The organism is Aminobacter sp. LjRoot7 (assembly GCF_964252895.1).
In the GTDB taxonomy this organism is placed as follows: domain Bacteria; phylum Pseudomonadota; class Alphaproteobacteria; order Rhizobiales; family Rhizobiaceae; genus Aminobacter; species Aminobacter aminovorans_B.
Genome location: NZ_CAXUPX020000002.1, coordinates 480,473 through 495,111 on the forward strand (window position 1 = coordinate 480,473; position 14,639 = coordinate 495,111).

Consider the following 14,639-nt stretch of genomic DNA (forward strand, 5'->3'; position numbering starts at 1 on the left):
GGGAGATACGATATGGCGAAGGTTGTTTGCGTCCTTTACGACGACCCGGTGGATGGCTACCCCAAGCAATATGCTCGGGACGGCTTGCCAAAACTCGACCGCTATCCGGGCGGTCAGACATTGCCCACGCCTGAAACCATCGACTTCGAGCCGGGCGTGCTGCTCGGCAGCGTGTCGGGCGAACTCGGCTTGCGCAAGTTTGTCGAAGGTGCCGGGCACAGCCTGATCGTGACCTCCGACAAGGACGGTCCCGACAGCGTGTTCGAACGCGAACTCGTCGATGCCGAGGTTGTCATTTCGCAGCCGTTCTGGCCGGCCTACCTGACCGCGCAGCGGGTCGCCAAGGCAAGCAAGCTGAAGCTTGCCGTCACCGCCGGCATCGGCTCCGACCATGTCGACCTGCAGGCGGCGATTGAGCGCGGCATCACTGTGGCCGAGGTCACCTACTGCAACTCGATCAGCGTCTCCGAGCACGTGGTGATGATGATCCTGGGGCTCGTGCGCAACTACATCCCGTCCTATCAATGGGTTGTAGCAGGGGGCTGGAACATCGCCGACTGCGTCGCCCGGTCCTATGACGTCGAGGGCATGCAGATCGGAACGGTGGGCGCTGGCCGGATCGGCGCCGCCGTGCTGCGCAGGCTCAAGCCGTTCGACGTCAAGCTGCATTACACCGACCGTCACCGCCTGCCGGAGCCGGTGGAGAGGGAGCTTGGCCTGACCTTCCACAAGAAGGCAGCCGATATGGTGCCGGTCTGCGACGTCGTCACCATCAACGCGCCGCTGCACCCCGAGACCGAAAACCTGTTCGATGCGGCAATGATCGGCCGGATGAAGCGCGGGGCCTATCTGGTGAACACCGCACGCGGCAAGATCTGCAATCGCGACGCCGTTGCCGCAGCACTCGAGAGCGGCCAGCTTGCCGGCTATGCCGGCGACGTCTGGTTCCCGCAGCCGGCGCCCAAGGACCATCCGTGGCGGTCGATGCCGTATCATGGCATGACGCCGCATATCTCGGGGTCCTCGCTGTCGGCTCAAGCGCGTTATGCCGCCGGCACCCGCGAAATCCTCGAGTGCTGGTTCGCCGGCCGGCCGATCCGCGAGGAATACCTGATCGTCGACGGAGGCAAGCTCGCCGGCGCGGGCGCCCATTCCTACAGCGCGGGCGACGCCACGCGTGGGTCGGAGGAGGCGGCCCGGTTCAAGCGGTAGGCTGAACCGCAGTGTCTGGAACGAGCGCCGCGACGAAGCCGCGCAGGCCGGCGGCGACGAAATCTTCGACCCGGCCCTGCGGGTCGAAGCCCCACCACAAAAGCGAGCCTTGCCATTGCGAGGCCATCAAAAGGCCGATGCCCCTGGGCACGCCGGCGATACCGGCGAAGCGCTCGTCGAGGGCGGCTGACAGCGCCGCCTTCCAGGCAGCACCGCGTGCCCGCAGAACAGGATCGCGCAGATCCTCGCGCAGCACCAAAAGGCCTTCGGCATACGTTTCGATGCCGCCATAATCCGATAGGCCGACAAGCAACTCGATCGCACCTTCGGGCGTTTTCGGCGTCGAGGCGGCGAGTGCTGCGGTCTTGGCGTCGAGCCCGTCCCAGGCATGCAGAAGCGTTGCCTGCTTGAGCTTGGCCTTTGTCCTGAAGCGCTGCACCAGCGTCGCCGGCGACAGGCCGCAGGCGCGGCCCAGGCTTTCGAAGGTGAGCGCGTCCGGGCCTTGCTCATGCAGTAGGCGCGAGGCGGCGACCAGGACTTCTTCGTCGGACAGGGTTTTGCGGCGGGGCATCTTGACCTTTATTTATAAACGAATATTCATTTATATATCGCTTCGAAGCCGATGACCAGCCTCCGAAAGAAACACTCTCGGGAGAGATCGATGACACTGCAAGGAAAAGTAGCGCTCGTTGCCGGCGGCAGCCGCGGCGCGGGCAGGGGCATTGCCACGGAACTGGGCGCGGCCGGTGCCACCGTCTACGTGACAGGGCGAACGACGCGCGACCACCAGTCCGAATACCAGCGGCCGGAGACGATCGAGGAAACCGCCGAGGCCATCGACGCGCTTGGCGGCAAGGGCATCGCGGTGCGAGTCGACCATCTCGTTTCCGACGAGGCGCGCGACCTCGTTGCCCGCATCCGCAAGGACGAGGGCCGGCTCGACATACTGGTCAACGACATCTGGGGCGGCGAGAAGCTGTTTGAGTGGAACAAGCCGGTGTGGGACCACAATCTCGACAATGGCCTCAAGATGCTGAGGCTTTCCATCGACACCCATCTGATCACCGCTCATCACGCCTTGCCGCTGATGATAGAGAAGCCGGGCGGGCTGCTGGTCGAGGTCACCGACGGTACGGCCGAATACAATGCGGTGAACTACCGCCTGTCGCCCTTCTACGACCTGTGCAAGTCGGCGGTGCTGCGCATGGCCTGGGCGCATGCCAAGGACCTGGCACCGCATGGCGCGACCTCGGTGGCGATCACGCCGGGCTGGCTGCGCTCGGAAATGATGCTGGAGCACTTTGGCGTCACCGAAGCCAACTGGCGCGACGCGACCAAAAACATCCCGCATTTCGCCATATCGGAGACGCCGCGCTTCGTCGGTCGCGCGGTGGCTGCACTCGCTGCCGACCCCGATGTGGCGCGCTGGAACGGCCAGTCGCTGTCGAGCGGTGGCCTGGCGCAGGTCTATGGCTTCACCGACCTCGATGGCTCCCGGCCGAATGCCTGGCCTTATGTCGTCGAGGTGCAGGATGCCGGCAAGCCGGCCGATACGACAGGCTATCGCTGACCCTGCATTCCAGTTCCCGCCAGTCCGACCGCATGGCGGAGAACCACTGGCGGCGCTATCATGGCGTCGCCTGATGGGGGATGCGGTCATGGCTGATGTTGCCAGTCTGGAAAACCTCGCGACGCCGAGCCTGATGCTCGACGAGACGATCATGCTGCGCAACATCGAACGGCTGGAGCGCAGGCTGGCTGCGCTCAAGGTGTCGGCGCGGCCGCATCTGAAGACGGTCAAGTCGGTCGACGCGGCGAGGTGCGTGCTGCGGAACGCCAGCGGCGCGACCGTTTCGACGCTGAGGGAGGCCGAGGTGTTCGCGAGGGCGGGCGTCACCGACATCCTCTACTGCGTCGGCATTGCGCCGCAGAAGCTGCCGCGCGTGCTGGCCTTGCGGGCGACCGGGTGCGATCTCGTGGTGATCCTCGATTCGCTTGCGCAAGCGCGCGCTGTTGCTGAGGCATCGCGCAAGGCGGGTGCGGCGATCCCGGCCTTGATCGAGATCGACTGCGACGGCCACCGTTCGGGCCTCGCGCCTGGCGACCCCACGGTCGTCGAGATCGCCCGGATACTCGCCCATGAGGGCGCGGAGCTGCGCGGCGTCGTCGCCCATGCCGGCGAGAGTTATGGCGCGCGCGGCGAGGCAAGCCTCGTGGCCTTCGCTGAACAGGAGCGCGACGCTGTGGTCGCGGCGGTGGCACGGCTGGAGGCTGCGGGCTTTGCCTGTCCGGTGGTCAGCGTCGGCTCGACGCCGACGGCGCACTTCGCCCGTGACCTGAGCGGGGTGACGGAGGTGCGCGCCGGCGTCTATGTCTTCTTCGACCTGGTGCAGGCCGGCATCGGCATCTGCGGGCTGGAGGATATCGCGCTGTCGGTGCTGACGACGGTTATCGGCCACCAGCGCGAGCGCGGCTGGATCATGATCGATGCCGGATGGATGGCGCTGTCGCGCGACCGCGGCACCGCATCGCAGCCGGTCGATCAGGGTTACGGCGTGGTCTGCGACATCGAGGGGCGGGTGCTCGACGGCCTGATCGTTGCGGCGACAAACCAGGAGCATGGCATCATCGCCGCAAGGCCGGGCAGTGCCGTGCAACTGCCTGAAATGGCCGTTGGCACGATGCTGCGCATCCTGCCCAACCACGCCTGCGCCACCGCAGCCCAGTTCGACGGCTATCAGGTCCTCACCGCAGCCGGCGGGCTCGACTACTGGCCGCGCTTCCGCGGCTGGTGAGAGGACAGCCGAGAAGTTTCGCGCGGGGTTGGTCTTGACCGTATCCCCTCCGGGGGGATAGCAATTGGGCATGATGGAACATGCTCACTCCCACGCCTCCCACCCCGACACGGTCAAGCGGCTGAAGCGGGCGGAGGGCCATCTGCGCGGCATCATCGCCATGATCGAGGCGGGCAGGCCATGCCTCGACATCGCGCAGCAGCTTCATGCCGTCGAGAAGGCCGTCGGCCAGGCCAAGCGCACGCTGATCCAGGATCATCTCGACCATTGCCTGGAGGACGCGGTCGGAACCCTGCCGCGCGCGCAGCGCCAGTCGATCGATGAGTTCAAGGAAATCACCAAGTACCTCTAAGCGGGGCGCCGGCCATGCGCCGGTCGCCGTCGTTGACCCAGAGTGCCTGACACCGCCAGAGCCCGACCATGCTTCAGATCCTGTCCAACCGAACCTACCGCCATCTGTTTGCGGCGCAGCTGATCGCGCTGATCGGCACCGGCCTTGCCACCGTGGCGCTCGGCCTGCTGGCCTATGAGCTGGCCGGGCCCGATGCCGGCGTCGTGCTCGGCACCGCGCTGGCGATCAAGATGATCGCCTTTGTCCTCGTAGCACCCGTTGCCGCTGCCTTTGCCGAGCGGCTGCCCAGGCGTTCGATGCTTGTCTGCCTCGACCTCGTGCGTGCGGCGGTGGTGCTGCTTCTGCCCTTCGTTACCGAGGTCTGGCAGGTCTATGTGCTGATCTTCGTGCTGCAGTCGGCCTCGGCCGGCTTCACCCCGGCATTCCAGGCGACGATCCCCGACGTGCTGCCCGACGAGAAGGACTATACGCGGGCGTTGTCCTTGACCCGGCTTGCTTATGATCTCGAGAGCCTCGTCAGCCCCATCCTGGCGGCTGCACTGCTGACGGTGGTCAGCTTCCACGAGCTGTTCGCCGGTACCGTCGTCGGCTTCCTGGCCTCCGCAGCGCTGGTGGTCTCGGTGACGTTGCCGAGCCCGAAACTGTCGGCGCCGCGCGGCATCTATGAGCGCACCACCAGGGGCCTGAAGATCTATCTGGCGACGCCTCGGCTGCAGGGCCTGCTGGCGGTCAGCATGGCGGTGGCGGCCTCGGGCGCGATGGTGATCGTCAACACCGTCGTCATCGTGCAGGGCGAATATGGCCTGACGCAGAAGGCCACCGCGCTGGCGCTTGCTGCCTATGGCGCCGGTTCGATGACGGCGGCACTGATGTTGCCGAGGATCCTCGACAGGGTGCAGGACCGCTCGATCATGCTGGCGGGCATTTCCCTGCTGGCGCTTGGGCTCGTTTGCGGCACTCTGGTGCAGGGTTTTGTTTCGCTGATGCCGCTGTGGTTCATGCTCGGCCTCGGCTATTCGATGGCCCAGACGCCTGCGGGGCGGCTGCTCCGGCGCTCGTCGCGCGCCGAGGACAGGCCGGCGCTGTTTGCCGCGCAATTCGCGCTGTCACACGCTTGCTGGCTGATCACCTATCCGCTGGCCGGCTGGCTCGGCGTCTCGGTCGGCCTACCCATGACCTTTGTCATCATGGCCAGTATTGCGGCGGCAGCGGTCGCCACGGCGCTGGTGCTGTGGCCGTCGTCCGATCCCGATGTCGTCGACCATCACCATCACGGCCTCGCAGACGATGATCCGCACTGGACCGAGGGTGGGCATCGTCATGGCCATCGCCACGCGCATGGCTTCGTCATCGACACGTTGCACCAGCAATGGCCGCGCCACGGCTGACGCGCCAAGCGCTCGTGCCGCAGTGACTTTGCGGCGGCATTGTGGCATGGCGCCATGATGAAGAGCATGCGGCTGCTTTTGCGGGACAGGCTGTCGGCTGGCGCCATCGCCGGCATGATTGCCTTCATGTTGCTGTTCCAGGCGCTGCTTTCGGGTGCCGCCTCTGGCGCCATGGCCGCTTCCGCCGCCGATCCGCTTGGCGTTATCTGCACCATGGAGGGCATGGGCCCGGCCGGCGGCGACAAGCAGCCCGCCCGCAGCCCTGCCGAATGCCCTTGCGGTACGCTTTGCCAGCTGGCTGTCGCAACGACGCCCGGACTGCCGGGCGAACAGCTTGCCTTCATCCTCGAGCGGCCCGAGGCGCATGGCACAGTCCTTGCCGAACAAAGGCAGCCTGCCCCCCAAGGCCAGCGCGGCCTGATCGCCGAGGCAAGGGCACCTCCGTCTTTCTCCGTCTGACGTCGAAACCTGCGGGCCGTCTAGGCCCGCGCTTCTACTGATATGGAGACAACAATGTCCGATACGACCCTCGGACGGGAGAACGCTGCCGTGCGCTCCACGTCCAACCTCTACCGCGCCGTCTGGCGCTGGCACTTCTATGCCGGGCTGATGGTGCTGCCCTTCATGATCACGCTCGCCGTCACAGGCGCGCTCTATCTGTTCAAGGACGAGATCGACACAGCAGTCTATTCCGACCTCAAGCGCGTCGCCGTCGAGCTGAACAAGGTGTCGCCGGAGGTCATGGTGGACGCCGCACTTGCCAACTATCCCGGCTCGGCGGTGAAATATCTCGACCCGGCAACGCCGCAGAGTTCCGCCGAGATCACCGTTACCACGGCCGATTTCGGCAAGCTGGCCGTCTATGTGAATCCCTATAGCGGGGCCGTTCTGGGCGCGTTGCCCGATCGCGGGACGATCATGTGGACCATCCGCTACCTGCACAGCCTGAAGTATTTTGGCGACACAGCACGGCTGCTGATCGAGCTGGCCGGCGGCTGGTCGATCCTGCTGGTCGGCACCGGCATCTATCTGTGGTGGCCGCGCGGCAAGAAGGGCGGCGTCGTTAGCGTGCGCGGCAAGCCGAGGAACCGCATGTTCTGGCGTGACCTGCATGCGGTGACCGGCCTGTTCGTCGGCGTCTTCATCGTCTTCCTGGCAATCACCGGCATGCCCTGGTCGGGCGTCTGGGGCGAGAAGGTCAACGAATGGGCCAATGGCAGCAATTTCGGCTACCCCTCGGGTGTTCGCGTCGACGTGCCGATGTCGGGCGAACATCTCGACCATGTAGCGAAGACGTCGTGGTCGCTGGAGCAGGCCAAGCTGCCGGAATCCTCTGAAGCCGCGGGCACGCCGATCGGGCTGAACAAGGCGGTCGAGACCTTCGACCGGCTGGGCCTTCATCGCGGCTATGCGGTTGCCATTCCGGGCAAGCCTACGGGCGTCTACACCGGCTCGGTCTATCCTGACGACGCCAGCCAGCAGCGGGTGGTCCATCTCGACCAGTACAGTGGCGAGCCTTTGATCGACATGGGTTTTGCTGACTACGGCTTGGGCGGCAAATGGATGGAATGGGGTATCTCGGTGCATATGGGCCAGGAGTTCGGGCTGGCCAACCAGCTTGTGCTGCTGGCTGCGTGCATGGGCATCGTGCTGCTTGCCGTGTCGGCCGGGGTGATGTGGTGGAAGCGCCGCCCAATAGGGTCGCTCGGCGTGCCGCCGCTGCCTGAGGACACGAGAGTGTTCCGCGGGCTGATCGCCATCCTCGCCATTGGCGGCATCGCCTTTCCGCTCGTCGGCCTCTCGCTTTTGGTGATGCTGGCGCTCGACTGGGCAGGAACGCGGGTGATGCGGCCGAGATTCGCCTGACCGACAAGGCCGCCGTGGTTACGCGGCGGCCGATCTGGTTGCAACACGGCCATCGTCTTGGCGCTGCCGATCAAGGCCGCTATCATCGGTCACAGGGCCGGCGCGGAGATCCGCGCCGCTGCCCGAAACGGCGAGGGGACAGGCCATGTTCAAGATCGCGCTGACCGCATTTCTCACACTTGCCATCGTTCCGCCCGTGATGGCGACATCAGGGCCGGGCTGCCTGGTGGTGGTCAATGTTGCCAGGAATGATGCGCTCAACATGCGGGCACGGCCCTCGGCCAATGCCCGCATCGTCGATGTGCTACCGCCGCAGACCCACGGCATCATCCACCTCGATGCCGCCTGCCGACCAGCAAGCGCGCCATGGGCGAGCCGCTGGTGCCCTGTCACCCATTACAATGGCGACCGCACCACCAAGGGCTGGGTCAAGGCGCGTTTCGTCCGGGACAGCGACTGCCCGTAACCGGCTTCAGCGGGGCGGGACGACTGGACCAACCGGCTTTGCTTGACCCATGGCCTGTCATGGGGCACTGACGCCGTCCCGAAAAACGCCCTCAATTCAAGACTGGCAAGACAATGACCACCGGCAAGCATGGCGGCCATGCAGGCATCGCGTTTACGCTCATCGTGACAAGCACCGTGCTCGGCATCGCCGGCACCGACCTCGTGCTGCCGGCCGTGCCGAGCCTGCCCGAGGTGCTGGGTGGCACCTATGCCCAGGCGCAATTCGTGCTGGCGGCATTCGTCACCGGCGCAGCCCTTGGCCTGCTCGTCTTCGGCTCGCTCGGCGCGCGCTATGACCAGCGCCGCCTGCTGGTCGGCTCGCTGGTCGCCTATGGCCTCGTTTCGGCGCTGGCTGGCTTCAGCGTCTCGCTCGAGATGCTGATTGCGCTGCGCTTCCTGCAAGGTGCTGCCGGTGCGGCCGCAGCCGTGTTCGCGCCCGGCATGATCCGCGCGCTCTATGGCGACGAGCGAGCCATAGGCAAGCTCGGCCTGCTGGGAAGCATTGAATCGCTGACGCCTGCCTTGGCGCCGGTCGCCGGCGTCTGGCTGCTGTCCATCGCCGGCTGGAACGCCTCGTTCGAGGTCATCGCCGCGCTCGCGCTGCTGCTTGCCGTGGCCGTCGCCACGCTGGGCCGGCACCTGCCGCGCGTGGTCAGCGGGCGCCGCAGCGGCGGCTATGCACATCTGCTGCGAGACGCCGTGTTCCTTCGTTATGCGGTGAGCCACGCCTTTACGCTCGGCGCGCTGCTGGTGATCGTCTTTGCGGCACCAACGGTGTTCGTCGCGGCACTGGGAGCCGGGCTCAAGGACTTCATCATCATGCAACTGACCGGCATCGCGACCTTCATCGTTGCCGCCAACGTCACCGGCAGGCTGACGGCACGTTTCGGCGCCGAACGGATGATCTGGTTCGGCACCGCGCTTTCAGCCCTCGGCGGCGTGGCGATGCTGGCCTATGCGCTGATGGGCGGGGCGAGCACGCTGGTGGTGACGGCACTGTTCGTGCCGTTCAACTTCGGCCTCGGCTTCCGCGGGCCGCCCGGCTTCCACCGCGCTGTCGTCGCCTCGCATGGCGATGACGCACGCGGCGCAGCCCTCGTGGTTGTCGCGATCCTCGGCACGACGGCGGCCGGCACGGCAGCGGTCGCGCCCTTCATCACGCTTGGCCTTTTGCCGCTGGCGCTCGTTGCGGCAGGGCTGGTGCTGGGCGCGTTGCTGCTGCTGGCGCTGATCCCGCCGCTGCCGGAGCGTTGAGCTGCCGCCGGGCCTGGTTCCGGCCAACAGCCTGGCCAGCCATAGTTCTTGATTTCGTCGTCTAACCGGCTGATGGTCCGGCCATGGAGTGGCGCGACGAAGGAATCATCCTCGGCACCCGCAAGCATGGCGAAACCTCCGCCGTGCTGGAGGTGATGACGCGCGCGCACGGCCGGCATCTCGGCCTGGTGCGCGGCGGCCGATCGCGCAAGCAGCAGCCGGTGCTGCAGGCCGGCAACCGCGTCGAGCTGATCTGGCGCGCGCGCCTCGACGAGCATCTCGGCACCTTCCAGGCCGAGCCGATCGAGCTCAATGCCGCCAGGCTGATCGACAGCGCGATTGCCGTCTATGCGTTGCAGACACTGGCCGCCCATCTCCGGCTATTGCCCGAGCGCGACCCGCATGGCGGCCTCTACGAGACGCTGGCGATCCTGATCGAGCATCTCAACGATGCGGACGCCGTCGGCGAACTTGTCGTGCGTTTCGAGCTTCTGGTGCTGGACGAACTCGGCTTCGGCCTCGACCTCACCGAATGCGCCGCCACCGGCGTGCTCGAGGATTTGACCTATGTCTCGCCAAAATCGGGCCGTGCCGTGTCGCGCACCGCCGGCGAGCCGTGGCGCGACAAGCTGCTGCCGCTGCCGCTGTTCCTGCAGCGCGGGGCGCGGCAGGGCGCCGACCTCAAGGCGATCGAAGATGCGTTTAGGCTGTCGAGTTTCTTCTTTGCCCGCCATGTCTACGAGCCGCGCGGCATCGAGCCTCCGGATGCACGCGGCGGACTGCTGACGGCGCTGCGGAAGTACCACGCTGCCCAAGCCATCTCGCATGGAGACACTGCCGCATGAGCGAAGTCGAACTGTTCCCCGGCCTCGTTTCTCCGCTTGGCCTGGGCACGATCCCGCATGAGGACGTGCATCTCTTTTCTGGTGCCGAGTTGCTGCAGCGTGTGGTCGACGGCCTTTACCCTGCGCCACCGATCGCGGCGGTGATAAATTTCGGCCTGACCGAGGTGGAGGCGGGGCGCGCGGTGTTTCGCGGCCTGCCCGGCGACCGCCATCTCAACCCGCTCGGCTCGGTGCATGGCGGCTGGGCCGCGACGCTGCTCGATTCGGCGCTGGGCTGCGCCGTGCACAGCACGCTGGACAAGGGCGAGGCCTACACGACGGTCGAGTTCAAGGTGAACCTGACCCGGCCGATCACGCCGAAAACAGGCGAAGTGGTCTGCGAGGGCAGGGTGATCCACAAGGGCCGCACGCTTGCCGTGTCGGAAGCGACGCTGAAGGACAAGGACGGCAAGCTGCTGGCCTTCGGCACCGAAACATGTTCGATCTTTCCGGTCGCCAATCTGGCGGCGCGGTGAGCCGGCCAATCTGAGGGGGAACGGCCATGCTTGAGAGCCTGTTGGGCGTCATCGCCATCGTGGCGCTGTTCGTCATCATTTCGAAGCAGCAGAGCCGGCTCGGCCTGCTCGAGCGCGAGTTGGGCGCGCTGCGTTCGCTGGTGCTGTCGGGCGCCGTGTCGGCGCCGGCCGCCAAGGCGGCGGAGGTCGGGGCCGAGGCGGTGAGCGAGGCTGCCTTGCCAGAGGCGCTGACAGCAGAAGTGGCCGATCAGCCCACCGTGGCGGAACCTGTCGCGGCAGCGACAGCATCGCCAGAGGCAGCGCCAGCCGAAGAATTGCCCGTAGCGGCGAATGCCGAAGCGGATGCGACTTCGTCGGGACCATGGAGCGGCGCGCCAGCGGCCGCCGAACCGGCGCAGGCTGCGGCGCGCGCCACGCCCGACATCGAGCAAGCGCTCGGCACACGCTGGGCAGTGTGGGTCGGCGGCCTGGCGCTGGCCTTCGGCGCCGTGTTCCTGATCAAAGTTTCCATCGAATCCGGCATCTTCGGCCCCGGCCTGCGCCTCAGCATGGCGGCCCTGCTCGGGCTGGTGCTTGTCGGCGGCGGCGAATTCATCCGCCGCACCGGCTACCGCGTGCCGATCCAGAACGGCGGCAATGCCTATATCCCGGCGATCCTGACCGCAGCCGGCGCCTTCACCCTGTTCGGCACCATCTATGCCGCGCATGGTATCTACGGCTTCATCGGCGCTGGCCCGGCCTTCGTGCTTCTGGGCATCGTCGGCGTCGCGACGATTGCCGCGGCCCTTGCGCATGGTCAGGCGCTGGCCGGGCTCGGGCTGCTCGGCTCGATGGTGACGCCGGTGCTGGTGGCGTCGACGGCGCCGAACTACTGGGCGCTGTTCGGCTATCTCGCCATCGTGCTGGTGGCAACGACTGCGGTTGCCCGCACCCGCCGCTGGTCGCTGCTGATGGGGGCAGCCTTCATCGGCACCGGCCTGTGGACGCTGCTCTATCTCGCCGACGCACCGCTGGCGAGCTTCACCATCGTGCTGTTCATCAGCGCGGTCACGCTGGCTGCGCTGGCGCTGCTGTGGCTCGGCCGCGACGATGAGCCGGGCGTTCTCGACTGGCCGTCGATGGTGCCGGCCTTCTTCGTCGCGGTGACCGCTGTCGTGCTGTTCATCCATCCGACCTATGCAGAGCTTGGCGGTCCGCTGCGCGGCACGATCCTTTTGGTCGGCATGCTTGCGGTGGCGCTGTATCGCCCGGCGGCGCTGTCCCTATTGTTTGCTGCCGGCATCGCCTCGGTGCTGGTCTATCTGCGCAACGCTCTGGGCGGCACCTTCGACCTCGACCTGCCGATTGGCGCACTCACTGTCGAAGGGCTGCCGATCGAGGTTGCCGGCTCGACCCTGACCCGTATCGGCTGGCTGCTCGGACTGGTATTCGCCGGCGCGGGCTTCTGGAGCGCCCGGCGGCAGGTGACGGCCGAACCCTGGCGTGCGGCTGCATGGGCCGGCTGGAGTGTTGCGGTGCCGCTGGCGGTGCTGTTTTCGCTCTGGCTCGCTTATGGCAATCCCGACCGTGATCTTCTGCGCGCGCTCATCGCTGTCGTCATGGTTGTTGCCTTTGTCGCCGGCGGCGAATGGATTGCCCGCAGCGAGCAGCCGCCATTGACCGGAGGGCCCGCCGTGTCCTTCGCCTTTGGCGGGGCAGGGGTGGCGCTGCTGCTTGCCCTGCATATGGGCTTCGGTTCGGGGTGGACGACGGTGCTTCTGGGCGCTGCGGCAGCACTGCCGGCGCTGGCGACCAGGCAACGCAGCTATCCGGTACTAGGCTGGCTGAGTGTCGCCGCGGCCGTTGCCGTGCTGGCGCGGGTGGCCTTCGACCCGACCATCGTCGGCGCCGACGTGCTGGGACGAACGCCTGTGTTCAACTGGTTGCTTCCAGGCTACGGCATTCCCGCACTCGCCTTCGGCTTTGCTGCCTGGCAACTGGCGCGCACCACCAATGGCCGGCCGCGGCTGGTGATGGAGGCGGTGGCGGCACTGTTTGCGCTGCTGACGCTGGCGATGCTGGTGCGCCACGCGATGAACGGCGGGGTCATCACCTCCGACGTACCGACGCTGGCCGAACAGGCGATCTACACGCTGATCGCGCTCGGCGGCGGCGCCATGCTGGTGGCGCTCGACATGCGCTCGCCGAGCCCGGTGCTGCGTTATGGCTCGCTCGGCATCGGCGTCGTGTCGGTGCTGTCGATCGTCGGCCAGCACTTCCTGGTGCTCAACCCGCTGTTCACCAACGAAAGCACCGGCGGCATCGTCTTCTTCAACCTGCTGTTCCTCGCCTATCTGCTGCCGGCAGCTGCCGCCGCCGGCCTCGCGCTTTATGCCCGCAACAAGCGGCCGCAATGGTATTCGGCGATGCTGGCGCTGGTCGCCGCCCTGCTGGTCTTTGCCTATGCCACGCTGTCGGTCAGGCGTCTGTTCCAGGGCGAGCATATCGGCATGTGGGCTGGGCTCGGGCAGGTCGAGACCTACACCTATTCGGCGCTGTGGCTGGCAATGGGCGTCGGCCTGCTGGTCGCAGGCGTGACGCTGAAATCGCAGATCCTGCGGATTGCCTCGGCAGCGCTGATCTCGGTCGCCGTGGCCAAGGTCTTCCTGTTCGACATGTCCGAGCTGGAAGGCGTGCTTCGGGCGCTGTCCTTCATCGGCCTGGGCGGCGTGCTGATCGGCATCGGCCTGTTCTACCAGCGCCTGCTGACACGCGCGGCGCGCTGAACGTGCTCGATGAGGCCGGCGTGTCAGCGCCGGCCTCATGTCCCGGCAGGCCATCTTCGTGGAGCGCTTTTCGCTGCTGCCTGAAGCGGTGAATGCCACCGTTTCCTCCCGCGCCAACGCAAGGAAGGCTTAATGAAGGTTACCGAAAGATTACCGCTAAATAATTGATTTTATTACATTCGATGCAATGTTGCTGCAATGCAGAAGGCTCAGGTTACGCTCGCAACCAATGATATGGTGCACGGGACTTGGCCGGCGGGTTCTCCCCCCGTTGCCGCTGCGTCGAGGCCCCGTCAACGGGCTGCGAGGCTTTTGCTTCGCAGCCCCACGCAAATGTCGGAGCAAGATCTAACATGTCCACGCGAAATCTGTTTTTCGTCGTATTCGCTGGCCTCGCGCCTTTCGCCATGCCTGCAATGGCCGCTGATGTCGCCCAGAACTATGAGGCGCCGCAGGATTTTTCCAATCAGGCCTATGACTGGTCGGGCACCTATGCCGGTGTCCATCTCGGCTCGGCCTCCTCGGGCTTCCCGAACCCGTTCGCCGACAAGAGCGGCTGGCAACTCGGCGGCCAGGTCGGCACCAATTTCCAGTCCGGCTCGATGGTCTATGGTGCCGAGCTCGAAGGCAGCTACTCCAAGGGCTCCAAGTACAATCTCGGCGGTGGCGCCGAACTGCAGCGCACCTGGAACGGTGCGGCCAAGGTTCGCGCCGGCGTAGCGCTTGACCGCACGCTGGTCTACGGCACCGCCGGCTACTCGATGGCCAAGTTCAAAGGCAAGGGCAACGTCATTTCCGACGACAAGTGGGAAGGCGGCTACCTCGTCGGCGGCGGTATCGAACAGGCGTTCGATGGCGGCCTCAGGGCTCGCGTCGAGTACAACTACGTCAACTATGGCGACGTGAACGCCGTGGTCAAGGGCGGTGGCCGCCGCAGCGAAGACCTTGCCAGCCACAGCGTGAAGCTCGGCCTGAACTACGGCTTCTAAGGAAAAAAACCCTAGGACCAAGATGGTCCTTGGGACGGATCTTGCGCCGGTTGAAGGCGCCGCCACGTCCCTTGCCTCCAGAGGGGGACGCAAGGCGCCGACAACGCTGACCCACCACATCGAAGACAGGCCCAGCTCCCAATCGGCCTGT

At 66.2% G+C, this 14,639-nt stretch carries 14 protein-coding genes; 13 read left to right on the forward strand and 1 reads right to left on the reverse strand.

The features are described from left to right. Positions 1-12: 12 nt before the first annotated feature. The gene (locus tag ACSQ3E_RS08000; protein ID WP_436122268.1) at positions 13-1,212 is read left to right on the forward strand and encodes an NAD-dependent formate dehydrogenase; all 1,200 of its coding nucleotides are present in this window, start codon (positions 13-15) and stop codon (positions 1,210-1,212) included. Here the strand turns inward: ACSQ3E_RS08000 and ACSQ3E_RS08005 are convergent. Beyond that, positions 1,202-1,783, reverse strand: coding sequence for a TetR/AcrR family transcriptional regulator (locus ACSQ3E_RS08005; RefSeq protein WP_436122269.1), 582 nt, complete (start codon positions 1,781-1,783; stop codon positions 1,202-1,204). The two genes, ACSQ3E_RS08000 and ACSQ3E_RS08005, sit on opposite strands and share 11 nt — an antisense overlap. Before the next feature lie 90 nt (positions 1,784-1,873). On the opposite strand from ACSQ3E_RS08005, the gene ACSQ3E_RS08010 reads away from it, so the two are divergent. The 12 genes from ACSQ3E_RS08010 to ACSQ3E_RS08065 all read left to right on the forward strand — a co-directional run bounded on the left by ACSQ3E_RS08010 (position 1,874) and on the right by ACSQ3E_RS08065 (position 14,488). Then, a complete protein-coding gene (locus ACSQ3E_RS08010) occupies positions 1,874-2,782 on the forward strand; it encodes an SDR family oxidoreductase (protein WP_436122270.1) in 909 nt (302 codons plus the stop codon). A gap of 88 nt (positions 2,783-2,870) precedes the next feature. Next, positions 2,871-4,007, forward strand: a complete 1,137-nt coding sequence (locus ACSQ3E_RS08015) for a DSD1 family PLP-dependent enzyme (RefSeq protein ID WP_436122271.1) — start codon at positions 2,871-2,873, stop codon at positions 4,005-4,007. 70 nt (positions 4,008-4,077) lie between these two features. Next, complete coding sequence (locus ACSQ3E_RS08020) at positions 4,078-4,359, forward strand: metal-sensing transcriptional repressor (RefSeq protein WP_310324519.1); 282 nt, start codon at positions 4,078-4,080, stop codon at positions 4,357-4,359. Between the two features lie 68 nt (positions 4,360-4,427). After that, complete coding sequence (locus ACSQ3E_RS08025; protein ID WP_310324522.1) at positions 4,428-5,747, forward strand: MFS transporter; 1,320 nt, start codon at positions 4,428-4,430, stop codon at positions 5,745-5,747. Positions 5,748-5,801: 54 nt separating this feature from the next. Beyond that, positions 5,802-6,206, forward strand: coding sequence for a DUF2946 family protein (locus ACSQ3E_RS08030; protein WP_310324525.1), 405 nt, complete (start codon positions 5,802-5,804; stop codon positions 6,204-6,206). A 54-nt stretch (positions 6,207-6,260) separates the two neighbouring features. Then, positions 6,261-7,613, forward strand: a complete 1,353-nt coding sequence (locus ACSQ3E_RS08035; protein ID WP_436122272.1) for a PepSY-associated TM helix domain-containing protein — start codon at positions 6,261-6,263, stop codon at positions 7,611-7,613. 145 nt (positions 7,614-7,758) lie between these two features. Next, positions 7,759-8,079 carry a hypothetical protein gene (locus ACSQ3E_RS08040; protein WP_280223730.1) on the forward strand — a complete coding sequence of 107 codons (321 nt, stop codon included), beginning with the start codon at positions 7,759-7,761 and terminating at the stop codon, positions 8,077-8,079. Between the two features lie 113 nt (positions 8,080-8,192). Then, positions 8,193-9,374: an MFS transporter gene (locus ACSQ3E_RS08045; RefSeq protein ID WP_436122273.1), complete on the forward strand. Its 1,182-nt coding sequence runs from the start codon at positions 8,193-8,195 to the stop codon at positions 9,372-9,374. Between the two features lie 83 nt (positions 9,375-9,457). After that, a complete protein-coding gene (gene recO, locus ACSQ3E_RS08050; RefSeq protein ID WP_436122274.1) occupies positions 9,458-10,219 on the forward strand; it encodes a DNA repair protein RecO in 762 nt (253 codons plus the stop codon). Beyond that, complete coding sequence (locus ACSQ3E_RS08055) at positions 10,216-10,734, forward strand: PaaI family thioesterase (RefSeq protein WP_436122275.1); 519 nt, start codon at positions 10,216-10,218, stop codon at positions 10,732-10,734. The genes recO and ACSQ3E_RS08055 overlap by 4 nt, the downstream gene beginning before the upstream one ends. Before the next feature lie 26 nt (positions 10,735-10,760). Then, the gene (locus tag ACSQ3E_RS08060; protein WP_436122276.1) at positions 10,761-13,499 is read left to right on the forward strand and encodes a DUF2339 domain-containing protein; all 2,739 of its coding nucleotides are present in this window, start codon (positions 10,761-10,763) and stop codon (positions 13,497-13,499) included. A 353-nt stretch (positions 13,500-13,852) separates the two neighbouring features. Continuing rightward, entirely contained in the window at positions 13,853-14,488 is a 636-nt protein-coding gene (locus ACSQ3E_RS08065; protein ID WP_310324540.1) for an outer membrane protein, read from the forward strand. Positions 14,489-14,639: the final 151 nt, after the last annotated feature.

Excerpts from the sequence above, each read along its gene's own strand:
- ACSQ3E_RS08000 (WP_436122268.1), top strand. The coding sequence starts at position 13 with ATGGCGAAGGTTGTTTGCGTCCTTTACGACGACCCGGTGGATGGCTAC.
- ACSQ3E_RS08005 (WP_436122269.1), bottom strand. The coding sequence starts at position 1,783 with ATGCCCCGCCGCAAAACCCTGTCCGACGAAGAAGTCCTGGTCGCCGCC.
- ACSQ3E_RS08010 (WP_436122270.1), top strand. The coding sequence starts at position 1,874 with ATGACACTGCAAGGAAAAGTAGCGCTCGTTGCCGGCGGCAGCCGCGGC.
- ACSQ3E_RS08015 (WP_436122271.1), top strand. The coding sequence starts at position 2,871 with ATGGCTGATGTTGCCAGTCTGGAAAACCTCGCGACGCCGAGCCTGATG.
- ACSQ3E_RS08020 (WP_310324519.1), top strand. The coding sequence starts at position 4,078 with ATGATGGAACATGCTCACTCCCACGCCTCCCACCCCGACACGGTCAAG.
- ACSQ3E_RS08025 (WP_310324522.1), top strand. The coding sequence starts at position 4,428 with ATGCTTCAGATCCTGTCCAACCGAACCTACCGCCATCTGTTTGCGGCG.
- ACSQ3E_RS08030 (WP_310324525.1), top strand. The coding sequence starts at position 5,802 with ATGATGAAGAGCATGCGGCTGCTTTTGCGGGACAGGCTGTCGGCTGGC.
- ACSQ3E_RS08035 (WP_436122272.1), top strand. The coding sequence starts at position 6,261 with ATGTCCGATACGACCCTCGGACGGGAGAACGCTGCCGTGCGCTCCACG.
- ACSQ3E_RS08040 (WP_280223730.1), top strand. The coding sequence starts at position 7,759 with ATGTTCAAGATCGCGCTGACCGCATTTCTCACACTTGCCATCGTTCCG.
- ACSQ3E_RS08045 (WP_436122273.1), top strand. The coding sequence starts at position 8,193 with ATGACCACCGGCAAGCATGGCGGCCATGCAGGCATCGCGTTTACGCTC.
- recO (WP_436122274.1), top strand. The coding sequence starts at position 9,458 with ATGGAGTGGCGCGACGAAGGAATCATCCTCGGCACCCGCAAGCATGGC.
- ACSQ3E_RS08055 (WP_436122275.1), top strand. The coding sequence starts at position 10,216 with ATGAGCGAAGTCGAACTGTTCCCCGGCCTCGTTTCTCCGCTTGGCCTG.
- ACSQ3E_RS08060 (WP_436122276.1), top strand. The coding sequence starts at position 10,761 with ATGCTTGAGAGCCTGTTGGGCGTCATCGCCATCGTGGCGCTGTTCGTC.
- ACSQ3E_RS08065 (WP_310324540.1), top strand. The coding sequence starts at position 13,853 with ATGTCCACGCGAAATCTGTTTTTCGTCGTATTCGCTGGCCTCGCGCCT.